The organism is Phyllobacterium sp. YR620 (assembly GCF_900104165.1).
GTDB lineage: Bacteria > Pseudomonadota > Alphaproteobacteria > Rhizobiales > Rhizobiaceae > Phyllobacterium > Phyllobacterium pellucidum.
The window spans coordinates 154,876-167,512 of the sequence record NZ_FNJP01000004.1 but is presented as its reverse complement, the minus strand read 5'-3'; the positions used below and the strand labels follow the sequence as shown (position 1 = coordinate 167,512).

Below are 12,637 nucleotides of genomic sequence, written 5' to 3'. Positions count from 1 at the left end.
TATTTCCCTGTAGAGCGGACCGTTTTTGGTCTCGTATGGGGAAACAATAGGCGCCGACTCTGCCAATCCCGCTTAATGAACGGGGTTAACTCTTTCTCATCGCGAAGGATGGTTATCGAAAACCAACCGGCTCCAAGATTTTGGTAAGGCGGATGAATGAAAGGTTAGGGATACAGCCATGCACTGGGCGTCTCCCCCTGGGCTGCCGCCCATTCCAAGGGTGAAGATACTTTGAGGCTAAAAGCCAAAGCCCGGTAGGTCCTGCACCGAGGGCGATCCCAGCTTAAATGCGCTGGGAAGCTAAAGCACCTTGCCCGGGTTCATGATTCCGGCCGGATCGAATGCCTTCTTTATGCGGCGCATCAGGTCGAGCGCCACCGGTGATTTCGTCTCGGCGATTTCCTTGCGCTTCAATTGGCCGACGCCGTGCTCGGCGGAAATCGAGCCCCGATAGGCGCGGACAATATCGTGGACCCGTGTGTTCACCTCGACCCAGCGCGCTAGAAACGCCTCCTTGTCCGCACCAACCGGCTGGGAAATATTGTAGTGGAGGTTGCCGTCGCCCATGTGGCCGAAGCAGACGATGCGCGCGCCAGGAACAAGATCGAGCACAGCTGCATCGGCCTCGGCGATGAATTCGGGGATGCGGGCGACTGGCACGGAAATATCGTGCTTGATCGATCCGCCCTCGGGCTTCTGGGCGAGCGACATGGCCTCGCGCATGTGCCAGAAGGATTTCTCCTGCGCCGTGCTGTCGGCAATCGTCGCATCTTCGACGAGACCGGCCTCGTAGGCTTCGGTGAGGATCGCCTCGATGGTCTCGCGCGCATCCTCGGCGGAACGTGACGAGGATATATCGATAAGGACATACCATTGGTGGACGCCATGCAGCGGATCACGCACGCCATCCGTATGCGCGACGGAGAACTCGACCCCGATGCGCGGCATCAGCTCAAAACCGGTGAGCGACGGTCCGGCATGGCTTTGCGCTATCGCCAGCAGTTTCAACGCATCCTCGGGGCTAGCCATCCCGGCATAGGCGACGCCCTTGCCGCGCGGCAAGGGAAAGAGCTTCATGACCGCCGCGGTGATCACGCCAAGCGTTCCTTCCGCGCCGACGAAGAGGTCCTTGAGGTCGTAGCCGGTGTTGTCCTTCTTGACATAGCGAAGGTCATTGAGAATCTCGCCGGTCGGCAGCACGACTTCGACGCCGAGGCAGAGTTCACGCGTGTTGCCATAGGCAAGCACGGCCGTACCGCCGGCATTCGACGAGAGATTGCCGCCGATCTGGCACGATCCTTCTGAACCGAGCGACAGCGGAAACAGCCGGCCTTCGCGTTCCGCTGTCTCCTGCAACGTCTGGAGGATGACGCCGGCTTCGACGATGGCAAGGTTGCCTGCCGGGTCGATGGAGCGAATGCGGTTGAGCCGCGAAAGCGAAAGGATCACCTGCTGTCCGCTGGCATCGGGCATCTGCCCGCCGACGAGCCCGGTATTGCCACCTTGCGGCACGATCGCCGTACCGGTTTCGGTCGCGAGTTTCAGGATCGCCGAGACTTCCTCGACGGTCGAGGGTCGCAGGACCAGCGCTGTCCTGCCGCCAAATTTTTCGCGCGGTTCGATCAGGTACGGCTCGATATCGTGGGCGTTGCGCAGCGCATTGCCCTCGCCGACGATGGCGGAAAAGCGCGCAAGAAGATCAAACGTCAAACTCATTTTATCTCATCCATTTCAGCAATTGCCGCGTCACGGGGTGCGGCGGCACGAACAAGCCGGTCATTGATCGCTTCGCCAAGTCCCTCGAAAGGTATGGGCTCCACGGCGATCACCGGACGTTTCAGGCGATCGAGGCGCTTCATGAAGTCGAAGAGGTTGGCGGCCGCCTCGCGCAAGTTCCCCGTCTCGCTGAGATTGAGGGTGGCACTGGCATTTTCAGCCTTTTGGGCACGGCTCGGCCCGAATGCCAGAAGCGCCTCCCCTTCCCTGACGTCATGCACGTTCAGCCTCACACGCGCCGAGGGCGCATAGTGCGAAGCCATCATACCTGGCGCCTCGATCGCCGCACGCTGATCAATGCGTTCGAGCCTTATCCCTACGACCATCTCGATGTCTTCAGCAGCGAGGCCGCCCGGACGCAGCAGCGCGACGCGCGTTCCGTCGACCTTGACGATGGTCGATTCCAGGCCGACCTCCGAGGGGCCGGCATCGAGAATGAGGCTGATCCGCGCGCCCAGATCCTCGTTGACCGCTTCGGCGCTGGTACCGCTGATCTTGCCGGAGGTGTTGGCGCTTGGCGCGGCAAGCGGGTGGCCCAGCGCCGCGATGATGCTGCCGGCGACGCCGCGCGGCATGCGCAGCGCAATCGTGTCGAGACCCGCGGCAACGAGGGGGTGAATGGCGGTATCGGGCTTGAGCGGCAGAACAAGGGTGAGTGGCCCCGGCCAGAAAGCATGCATCAGTCGCCGCGACAATGGATCGATCACAGCGTAGCGTTCGGCCATGTCGATATCCGAAACATGGCAGATCAGCGGGTTAAAGTGCGGCCTGCCCTTGGCTTCGAATATGCCGGCGACGGCGTCGCCATTGGTGGCATCGGCGGCAAGGCCATAGACGGTCTCGGTCGGAATCGCGACGAGCTTGCCCTCGGCGAGCGCATTGGCTGCCGTTCGCACTGCCTGATCGTCTGTCTTCAAAATCGTCGCCAAGGCGCTCTCCGATACCGGACTTGCCTACACGATGCCGCTATCGCCTCGCAAGTATCGGCTGATGAACACGCCGAATGAGTTCATGCGTAAAATTGTATCGATCCGAATCAAGGCTTGGCAATAAATCGCTGTTAAAGCTCGCTTTTAACAAAGAAACGTCACGGGGATTAGGACGAAAATGCTGCGCCAGACTATCGCTGCCACCGCCATGATCATGCTAATGGCCCCCGCTTACGCAGGCGGCTCCATCGACGTTGTAAGCGGGTCGGCAAAACCGAACTCGATCTCCTATGTGGGTTTTGACAGTTTCGACGCAACCGGCAACCCGATCTGCACGCCTTGTGAGGCGCAGCAGGCCGCGGAAGCAGCACGACTGAAAGCCTATGCCGAGCGGCGCGAACGGTCGCGGCAATATATGGCTCGCCTGCAGGGGCGCGAAGTTCCAGCTTCTACGGCAACCGCGGCCGCTCCGGTATCTGCTTCACCGATTGCAGCGAATGCCGCCGAACTCGTGCCGGCCGGCGAGCCAGTGCCGCAAAGGGCGCTCGCTGATGTGGCGGACACGCCGCTGCGCACAGGCATGCAGTAAACGTAGGGCGCTCCACCTGAAGAGGGAGCGCCTAACGCTTCGTCACCCAACGATCTTCGAGAAGTCCGCAACGGTATTCGTGGCCGTGCGGATGCGCGCGAGCAGCGCCAGGCGGTTGGCCCGGATAGCCGGGTTCTCGTCATTGACGAGCACCTTCTCAAAGAATGAATCAACTGGTTCGCGCAATGCACTAAGTGCGATCATGGCGCCGGAAAAGTCTTCCTTTTGAATCGCTTGCGCGGCTTCCTTCTCGGCTTGATTCACCGCTGCGGACAAGGCCCGCTCCTCGTCCAGATTAAATAGCGCAGCATCGACAGCATTGGCGATCTGCGTTCCCTTCTTTTCCTCGGCGCTCAGAATGTTTGCGGCGCGCTTGGTGCCCGCGAGCAGGTTTTGGCCTTCCTCCGTGTTGAGGAAGACGACGAGCGCCTCGACACGGCGGGCGATCAGCAACAGGTTGTCGGCGCGCTCGGTAAGCACCGCATCGATAAGATCATGGCGGGCGCCAAGATCGCGGAGGTAGACCTTCATGCGGTCATGGAAGAAGGCGAGCAAATCAAGTAGCACAGGATGCGCCTCTTCGATTACATCGCTGCGAAGGCGCTTTTCAAAACCGGAAACGGCGTTGATGACATCTTCTTCGCCATCGACGTCGCCCGACTGCTGAGCGGCCTGATGTTGCTCGTAGCCTTCGACGCGCTTTTCGATACTGTCTTCACGCAACTGCGAAAGTGCCATTTCGAAGACCGGCATCAGTTCGATCTTCCAGTCATTGGAAAGCAAAAGTCGAACGACGCCGAGCGCCGCCCGGCGAAGGGCAAACGGGTCCTTCGATCCCGTCGGCTTTTCATCGATCGCCCAGAACCCGACAAGCGTGTCGAGCTTGTCGGCCAGGGCCACAGCCACCGAAACCGGATCGCTCGGCACGATATCGGAGGGGCCCTGCGGCTTGTAATGCTCTTCAATTGCAGCAGCGACCGAAGGATGCTCGCCCTGCAAGAGCGCATATTTACGGCCCATGCCGCCCTGCAATTCCGGAAATTCGCCGACGATCTCGGTCGTAAGGTCCGCCTTGGCGAGAACGGCAGCGCGCATGGCAAGCGCCGGATCCGCGCCGACAAGCGGTGCGATCTCGCGGGCAAGCGCCCTTATGCGGATAATGCGCTCGCCCTGTGTGCCGAGCTTGGCGTGGAACGTAACGTTGAGCGCGTCGAGCCGCGCCATGCGCTGGTCGAGCGGCTTCGCAAGATCGAGATCGAACCTGATCGCAGCGGCGGCGAGCGTGTGCATGTCCGGCAGGTCATGCTGGTCCGTGTTCCAGAAGTAAAGGGCATCGGAGAGCCGGGCGCGCACGACCTTGCCGTTACCGAATGCTATCTCGCGTCCGCCATCCTTGGCTTCGATGTTCGAAACGAGGATGAATTTGTTCGACAGGGGATTCTCACCAGCTCCCGCAGCTTCGCTGTGACCACCCCCATCCGAGGGCGAGGTTGACGCGTTGCGGCCATTCTTGCCCTCCTCTTGAAGCGAAGGGGCGGACCGGAGAGCCGGGGTGGGATGAAGCGTCTGCTTGCGTGTAACGAAGCATTTCTGGTTGGTCTTGATCGTCAGTCGGACCACTTCCGGCGGGATTGCGAGGAATTCTTCCTCGAACTCGCCCATCAGGACGACCGGCCATTCAACAAGCCCGGATACTTCCTCAAGCAGGCCCTCATCCTCGACCAGGTCAAGGCCGGACGCAAAGGCAATGTTCTGGGCATCGGAAAGGATTATTTCCTTCCGCCGGTCGGCGTCGAGCACCACCTTGGCCTTTTCAAGCTTTGCGACGTAGTCATCAAAACGGCGAACGGTTATCGGCTTGCCGTCGCTGAGGAACCGATGGCCATAGGTGACGTTGCCGGCGCGCAGCCCATCGACCTCGAAATCGACGACAACGGGCTCCTCGGTTTCCGGACCGAAAGTGCAGAGGATCGACTGCAGCGGACGCACCCATCGCAGGCTTCCGGGCTTCGCCGAGGCTGTACCCCAGCGCATCGATTTCGGCCAGGGGAACTCGCGGATGATTTTCGGCATCAACTCGGCGATGATCTCTTCGGCGGGACGACCCGGCTTTTTCAGGTGAGCAACGTAGAAATCGCCTTTCTTGGGGTCGGTGTGGACATGCGCCTCGGAGATATCAAAGAGACCGGCGGAGCGAAGGAAACCGGCAATTGCCTGTTCCGGCGCCTTGACGCTCGGTCCCTTGCGATCCTCGTGAATATCTTTGGAGCGCGCGGTCAGTCCGCGCACGTCCAGCGTCAGACGGCGCGGTGTCCAGTAGTCGCCTGCCGCCTCGTAGGTCAGGCCAGCCTCGACGAGACCATCCGTGACAAGCTTTTTCAGATCCCCCGCAGCCTTGCGCTGCATGCGAGCGGGAATTTCTTCCGAGCGGAGTTCGAGCAATAGATCAGGCATGGTAACTCCTGCCCTCGAAAACGGGGCCAAGATCAAAAGTTAAGCGCTTTTTGGGAAGTGAGTTTACACCCCCACCCGCACCTGCGGTGCGACCTCCCCCATCGAAGGGGGAGGTGTTAAGGTCGGCGCCCGGGCCACCCTCCCCTTGATGGGGAGGGTCGAACCGCAGGTTCGGGGTGGGGTGACAAATCATCTGTTCTTTGACGACCGCGAATATCGTATCGAGAACGCTTTCAAGTTCAGTTCGGATCTCGTGGGTCCAGAAGCGCAAGACGCGATATCCCTCACCCTCCAGCCATGCCGTGCGGCGAATATCGTGCCTGCGCTGGTCTGCCAGACCATGCTGAAATCCGTCTACTTCAATGATCAGTTTCAGCCGGTGCGAAAGGAAATCCGCGCAGTACGGCCCGATGGGGACCTGTCGGCGGAAATGCGAACCCTCCAACGGAATACGCCAGAGTTGGCGCCAAAGCTTGCGCTCCTCGTCCGTCATATCGCTGCGCAGCTTGCGCGCCGAAGCGATCTTGAAGGAAGAAATCTTCTTCATTTCTGGTACGAAGCTCCACCGGCTTCCGTGAGCAAAAATGCCTCGCCGCACTGCCGGGCGAGATTGCGTACCCTCAGAATATAGCTCTGCCGCTCGGTGACCGAGATGACGCCGCGCGCATCGAGAAGGTTGAAGGCGTGAGAGGCCTTGATGCACTGGTCATAGGCCGGCAGCACCATCTTATGGATGGCGGAATTGTCGCTTTCCCTGGGGGCGCCCGCCTTGAGCAGGGCCTCGCATTCGACCTCGGCTTCCTCGAAGTGGCGAAGCAGCACGGCCGTGTTGGCATGTTCGAAATTATAGCGCGAATATTCCTGCTCGGCCTGCAGGAACACATCGCCGTAGGTGACCTTCTCGTCGCCTTCAAGTCCGTTGAAATTGAGATCATAGACATTGTCGACGCCCTGCACGTACATGGCGAGACGCTCGAGACCATAGGTCAATTCGCCGGATACGGGCGAACATTCAATACCGCAAACCTGCTGGAAATAGGTGAACTGGGAGACCTCCATCCCGTCGCACCAGCATTCCCAGCCGAGGCCCCAGGCACCGAGCGTCGGGCTTTCCCAGTCGTCTTCGACGAACCGTATATCGTGCACGAGCGGATCAAGGCCGATAGCGCGCAAGGAACCGAGGTAGAGTTCCTGAAGGTTCGCCGGCGATGGCTTCATGATCACCTGATACTGGTAATAATGCTGAAGACGATTGGGGTTCTCGCCGTAGCGTCCATCCTTCGGGCGGCGCGATGGCTGCACATAGGCGGCTTTCCACGGCTTCGGCCCGAGCGAGCGCAGCGTCGTCGCTGGGTGGAACGTGCCCGCTCCCACTTCCATGTCGTATGGCTGCAGGATCACGCAGCCGTGCTCTGCCCAATAGTTGTGAAGCGTCAGAATGAGACCCTGAAACGAGCGGGCCGGCTGCAAGTGATCGGGCAAGGAGGAAGACACCGGGCGACCTTTTGGCAAGAAGGATTGGAGTGCACGTCCTAAGGCGTGCACTCCTACCGGTCAAGCAAAACGACGTGATCAGCCCTTCTTGTCGGGTGCCGGCGCAGGCGCAGGCTCGACCGGCGGCTTGGGCGTCTCGGTGCCATTTTTGGCGACACCCGGATCCTTTTCATGGGGCAATCCGTTTTTGAGCTTTTCCTCGATCTTCGCCAGATCTTCCGGCTCGGGCTTGGAATCGCGCGCATGGGCCCACTGGAACGTCGCCTCGAGCTTGCGGCCGGCGCGCCAATAGGCATCGCCCAGATGGTCGTTGATCGTCGCATCTTCGGCCCGCAGCTTCACCGCCTGTTCGAGCTGTGCAACCGCCTCGTCGTAACGACCGAGGCGATAGTATGCCCAGCCCAGCGAGTCGACGATATAGCCGTCCTGGGGACGCGCTGCGACGGCCTTCTTGATCAGGTCGAGGCCCTGCTCGAGCTTCATGTTCATGTCGATCCAGGAATAGCCCAGATAGTTCAGCACTTGCGGCTGGTCCGGATAAAGATCGAGCGCCTTGAGGAAATTGGGCTCTGCCTTGTCCCATTCCTTCAGCCGCTCATAGGCGATGCCGCGCTGATAATAGATCGACCAGTCTTCCCGCTTGGGGTTTGCAAGCGCGGCGACGGCCTTGTCATAGGTCTCGGCGGCCTGCCGGAAATTCTTGTCCTGCGAATAGATGCTGCCGATCGCAAGATAGGTGCGCATATCCTGGGGATTGCTCCCGAGCAGGCTGTTCAACTCGGCAATCGCCTCGTCATTGCGCTTGAGGATCGCCAGATTGATCGCGAGTTGCATCTTCGCGTCGCGGCTATAGGGCGAATCGGCGGGAATGCGGCCGAAATAGTCGATGGCCTTTTCAGGCTGTTCGAGCTTCGCGCTGATATCGCCGAGCTGGAACAGAGTGGCGTCGTTGTCCGGACGCAGCGGCAGCGACATCTGCAGATAAAGCTTGGAGAAGGCTTCGGCGCCATTGCGATCGATCGCCGTCGCAATCGTATAAAGCACTTCGGCAGCGCCCTGCTGCGGCGTCTGGATCAGCGGCTTCACCGTCTTGGCATCGGCAATTTCCTTGCCGAATTCGGTCAGCACCATACGTCCCGACAGCATTTCCGAAGCTTGCTGAATCAGAGCCACCGCGCCGTCACGATCGCCATTCCTGAACTTGAACGAGGCAAACGCCTCAACCAGGCGCTCATAGGTATCGGGCGCCGCAGCGACACTGACCTTGTCGTCAATCGCGTCCTGGTAAAACTTCGCAGCCTTGTCTTTTTGCCCGGCCATGTCGGCGATCAGTGCCGAATTATATGTCTTGAACAGGTTGAAGCCTTCGGGACCCTCAAGCTTGGCGATCATCGACAGCGCCTCGTTCGGCTTGCCAGCACCGGCCTTTGCCCAGGCCGAGATCAGCCCGGTGATCATCCGGTCGAGGTCCGACTGCAGCGACAGCATCATCAGGGTATTGACCTTCTGATACTGCTTGCGATTCATCGCATCGATGCCGAGCGCAAGGCGGGAGAAGCGTTCGATCTCCGGCACGGCCTTCAACTCTTCGGCGATCGGCAGGGCCTGCTTGAACTGGCCGTCGGTCAAAAGCACAAGGAGCAGGCTCTGGCGCAGCTCGGTGTTCTTCGGATCGAATGTCAGCGCCTGCCGGTAGAAGTTGATCGCGCTCCCGAAATCATTGTCGCGCTCGGCGCTACGTGCCGAGAGAAATGCGCCTGAAAGCGTGCCTGCGTTCAAAGGTGGCGGGGCCTTGCTGGTGGCTGCCTCCGCAGCAGCTGCACCCACGGTCAAGACGGCGAGTGTTGCCCCCATAACGGAGCCGAGCAATTTACTACGCCGCATAACAGAAAACCTCATTATCTTTCCAGTTTGCATGTTTGGCCGAATCCAGTGAGCCAACCATGGCCTTTTTACGGTTCTCTCTCAACATTCATTGAAAGATTAGAACCGCCGCGATGGCCCCACAGCGGCTTTGCTTGATCAATTTCGTGTCAATTGACCCTGCTGATGCAGAAATCGATGACTTCGAGGAGCGCATCCTTTTCCGGCGAGCGGTCGAGGGGGGCCAGCGCATCGCGGGCAATGCCGCCAAAATGGCGCGCACGCTGTATAGTATCATTGAGCGCGCCATATCGCGTCATCAAACCTTTGGCTTTCTCGAGGCCCTTGTCGTCATTTGCGCCGTTTTCGAGCGCTTCCTTCCAGAAGTGGCGCTCTTCCGAGGTTCCGCGCCGGTAGGTAAGCACGACCGGCAGCGTGATCTTGCCTTCACGGAAATCGTCGCCCGTGTTCTTGCCGAGATCCTTGGCGTTGCCGCCATAGTCGAGCGCATCGTCGACAAGCTGGAAGGCAAGGCCGAGATTGAGCCCATAGGAGCGCAACGCCTGGCGATCCGTGCGCGAGGCGGCAGCAATGATCGGGCCGACTTCGGCGGCGGCAGAAAACAGCGCGGCGGTCTTCGCCTTGATCACGGCAAGATACTCATCTTCCGTCGTTTCGAGATTTTTCGCGGCCGCAAGCTGCATCACTTCGCCCTCGGCGATGATGGAAGCGGAGGTTGCGAGGACGTCGAGCGCGTCAAGCGAGCCGACATCCACCATCATCTTGAAGGCCTGTCCAAGCAGGAAATCGCCGACAAGAACACTCGCCTGATTGCCCCAGATCATGCGGGCCGTGCTCTTGCCACGCCGCAGGTCGCTTTCATCGACAACATCGTCGTGGAGCAAGGTCGCGGTGTGCATGAATTCGACGCTGGTCGCGAGCTTTACGTGCCCATCGCCCTGATAGCCGAACATGCGCGCGGCAGCGAGCGTGATCATCGGGCGCAAACGCTTGCCGCCGGACGAGATCAGATGGTTCGCCACTTCCGGGATCATCTCGACGTCAGAACCAGCCTTGGAAAGGATGAGTTCGTTGACGCGGCCCATGTCCGCCTTGGTCAAATCGACCAATGGCTGCACTGATCCCGTCGTATTTTTCTTCTCGTCAAGACTGACAACAACGCCCAAAACGAAACTCCTGCGGTTCTGGCCTGATGCGGCGACACCTTATTTTGACAGGATATATCCCGCAAGCGGCGAATTGGCGCGCAGAAATAGCAAGGGATACAAATTCGTGATAAGCGCTGGCCTAAACCCTGTGCTCCAACGCGGTATGGCCATGATCGAAATAATGCGCACCAACGACCCCGTCGTGATTTCCTTCGTGGAGTCACTCCTCAAAGAGGCGGGAATCGCCCATTTCATTGCCGATTCGAACATGAGCATCATGGAAGGCTCGCTTGGCGTCCTCGCGCGCCGGATCATGGTCGATGGAGAGCGCGAGATGGAAGCCCGGCAGCTTTTGAAAGATGCTGGAGTAGAACAGGAGCTGCGCAGCTGAACCATGCTCGCCCGGGACGTTCCCCACACGATTGACGCGTTCCACCGCGGCCGGTTCCATCTGCTTCAGCCTGCCGCCAAGGGCCACCGTTCCGGCGTCGATGCCATGATACTTGCAGCCACCTTGCCCAGCGGCTTTTCCGGGCGCGTTGCCGATCTCGGGGCAGGAGCCGGCGCCGCCGGCCTTGCCGTCCTGTCGCGCTGCCCCGACGCCAGCGCCGCCCTGGTGGAGCGTTCCGATTACATGGCCGCCTTCGCACGCAATTCGCTTGATCTGCCGCAAAACGCACCGCTTTCGGGGCGCGCCAAGGTGATCGAGGCGGACGTCACCCTTGCCGGAAAAGCGCGAATCTCCGCCGGGCTCGGCGATAATGAATTCGATTTTGCCATCATGAACCCGCCCTTCAACCTGCCGACGGATCGCTCGACTCCGGACCCTGTTAAGGCGGAGGCGCATGTCATGACGCCCGGCATGATGGAGCAATGGATCAGAACGGCGGCCGCCATCGTCAAGCCGGGCGGCGGCATCGGGATCATTGCCCGTCCGACGTCGATCGCCGATCTTCTCGACGCTCTCAAAGGCAGGTTCGGCGGATTGATGATCGTGCCGGTTCAGCCTCGCCCGCAGGAAGCTGCTATCCGTATTGTGATCAAGGGAACGCGCGGCAGCCGCGCCGGCCTGACGTTGGAGCCAGCCTTGGTCATGCATCACGCAAGCGGCAATGGCTTCACCGAACGGGCGGACGCGATCAATAACGGTCTCGCCGCGCTTTTTTAGATCGCGGCATTGCGAATTGTCGCGCACCGCCTACATGCTCCGAAAGCATTGTTTACAAAGGAGACACGCTTGGTGAGATTCGTGCGGAAACTATTGCCACGCCGCTGGCGGCCCGATCACGTCGAAATCCCGGTTGTCCGCCTGCATGGCACAATCATGACGGGTGGCGGCCCATTCCGGCAGAATCTCTCACTTGCGACCGCGGCCTCCGTTCTCGAAAAGGCATTCGGCGACAAAGATTCACCGGCCGTTGCGATTTCCGTGAACTCACCGGGCGGATCGCCTGTGCAATCGCGCCTGATCTTTCGGCGCATTCGCGACCTCGCCGCGGAGAAGAACAAGAAAGTCTATATGTTCGTCGAGGATGTTGCCGCGTCCGGTGGCTACATGATCGCCATCGCCGGCGACGAGATCATCGCCGACCCTTCGTCCATCGTCGGTTCGATTGGCGTCGTCTCCGCGAGTTTCGGTTTCACCGATCTCATCAAGAAAATCGGTGTCGAACGACGCGTCTATACGGCAGGCAAGAACAAGGCGACGCTGGACCCGTTCCGGCCCGAGAACAAGGAAGATGTCGAACATCTGAAGTCCCTGCAGCTCGAGATCCACGAGACCTTTATCAACCTCGTCAAGGAACGGCGCGGGGAGAAGCTGACCGATAATCCGGACCTTTTCACCGGTCAGTTCTGGACGGGACTGCGCGGGCTTGAACTCGGTCTCGTTGATGGGCTCGGCGACATGCGCTCCTATCTTCGCGGGCAATACGGCCCGAAAACGCGGCTCAGGGTGATCGCGCAGCCGCGTGGTCTCTTCGGGCGCAAGCTGCCTTCTGCCGAGACCAGAATGGGTGAGTTCGGCGCCAATATTGCCGGCGGTATCATCAGCGCTGCCGAAGAGCGTGCGCTCTGGTCGCGATTCGGTCTCTGATAGACGCGGAGACTGTTTTTCATCCCCTCCACAGCGTGCTAGAATGAAGTCGATAGGATTGCTTTTCGAGGTTTGCGCTTGATGCCCCAATTGATCTTTTTCGCTCTTGTCGGCGTCGCTGCCGGGTACGGCTACCGCTCGTTCAAGAAGGAAGCGCAGCGCGTTTCGCGGCGCGTGCGCGAAGCGGAGAAGGAAGTACAAAACCACGCGCAAGGAACCCTTGTGCAGGATCCTGAGACCGGCGAATATCGACTGCGCAAAGATTGAT

Annotated in this window: 12 protein-coding genes; 5 read left to right on the top strand and 7 right to left on the bottom strand. The window is 59.9% G+C overall.

Annotated features, from left to right (window positions below):
- Nucleotides 1-300: 300 nt before the first annotated feature.
- Nucleotides 301-1,716, bottom strand: coding sequence for an FAD-binding oxidoreductase (locus tag BLR72_RS15005; protein WP_091949904.1), 1,416 nt, complete (start codon nt 1,714-1,716; stop codon nt 301-303).
- Nucleotides 1,713-2,696, bottom strand: a complete 984-nt coding sequence (locus BLR72_RS15000; protein ID WP_244506728.1) for an L-threonylcarbamoyladenylate synthase — start codon at nt 2,694-2,696, stop codon at nt 1,713-1,715. Before BLR72_RS15000 ends, BLR72_RS15005 begins: the two co-directional genes overlap by 4 nt.
- Before the next feature lie 187 nt (nt 2,697-2,883).
- Here BLR72_RS15000 and BLR72_RS14995 point away from each other — a divergent pair, with 187 nt between their 5' ends.
- On the top strand, nt 2,884-3,294 hold the full coding sequence (locus BLR72_RS14995; protein WP_091949900.1) for a hypothetical protein: 411 nt from the start codon (nt 2,884-2,886) through the stop codon (nt 3,292-3,294).
- Between the two features lie 42 nt (nt 3,295-3,336).
- Here BLR72_RS14995 and glyS read toward each other — a convergent pair whose 3' ends face one another.
- The 5 genes from glyS to BLR72_RS14970 all read right to left on the bottom strand — a co-directional run bounded on the left by glyS (nt 3,337) and on the right by BLR72_RS14970 (nt 10,292).
- Entirely contained in the window at nt 3,337-5,748 is a 2,412-nt protein-coding gene (gene glyS / locus BLR72_RS14990; protein ID WP_091949898.1) for a glycine--tRNA ligase subunit beta, read from the bottom strand.
- Nucleotides 5,741-6,295, bottom strand: coding sequence for an endonuclease domain-containing protein (locus tag BLR72_RS14985; protein WP_091949897.1), 555 nt, complete (start codon nt 6,293-6,295; stop codon nt 5,741-5,743). Before BLR72_RS14985 ends, glyS begins: the two co-directional genes overlap by 8 nt.
- A complete protein-coding gene (locus BLR72_RS14980; RefSeq protein ID WP_091949895.1) occupies nt 6,292-7,242 on the bottom strand; it encodes a glycine--tRNA ligase subunit alpha in 951 nt (316 codons plus the stop codon). Before BLR72_RS14980 ends, BLR72_RS14985 begins: the two co-directional genes overlap by 4 nt.
- 78 nt (nt 7,243-7,320) lie before the next feature.
- Nucleotides 7,321-9,141: a tetratricopeptide repeat protein gene (locus tag BLR72_RS14975; RefSeq protein WP_244506716.1), complete on the bottom strand. Its 1,821-nt coding sequence runs from the start codon at nt 9,139-9,141 to the stop codon at nt 7,321-7,323.
- Between the two features lie 134 nt (nt 9,142-9,275).
- Nucleotides 9,276-10,292, bottom strand: a complete 1,017-nt coding sequence (locus BLR72_RS14970) for a polyprenyl synthetase family protein (RefSeq protein ID WP_027230106.1) — start codon at nt 10,290-10,292, stop codon at nt 9,276-9,278.
- Nucleotides 10,293-10,443: 151 nt separating this feature from the next.
- Between BLR72_RS14970 and BLR72_RS14965 the strand changes: the two genes are divergently transcribed.
- The 4 genes from BLR72_RS14965 to BLR72_RS14950 all read left to right on the top strand — a co-directional run bounded on the left by BLR72_RS14965 (nt 10,444) and on the right by BLR72_RS14950 (nt 12,636).
- Entirely contained in the window at nt 10,444-10,665 is a 222-nt protein-coding gene (locus tag BLR72_RS14965) for a putative signal transducing protein (RefSeq protein WP_027230107.1), read from the top strand.
- A gap of 3 nt (nt 10,666-10,668) precedes the next feature.
- On the top strand, nt 10,669-11,442 hold the full coding sequence (locus tag BLR72_RS14960) for a tRNA1(Val) (adenine(37)-N6)-methyltransferase (RefSeq protein WP_091949891.1): 774 nt from the start codon (nt 10,669-10,671) through the stop codon (nt 11,440-11,442).
- A gap of 69 nt (nt 11,443-11,511) precedes the next feature.
- On the top strand, nt 11,512-12,369 hold the full coding sequence (locus tag BLR72_RS14955; protein ID WP_091949889.1) for a S49 family peptidase: 858 nt from the start codon (nt 11,512-11,514) through the stop codon (nt 12,367-12,369).
- Nucleotides 12,370-12,450: 81 nt separating this feature from the next.
- Complete coding sequence (locus BLR72_RS14950; RefSeq protein WP_091949886.1) at nt 12,451-12,636, top strand: hypothetical protein; 186 nt, start codon at nt 12,451-12,453, stop codon at nt 12,634-12,636.
- Nucleotide 12,637: the final 1 nt, after the last annotated feature.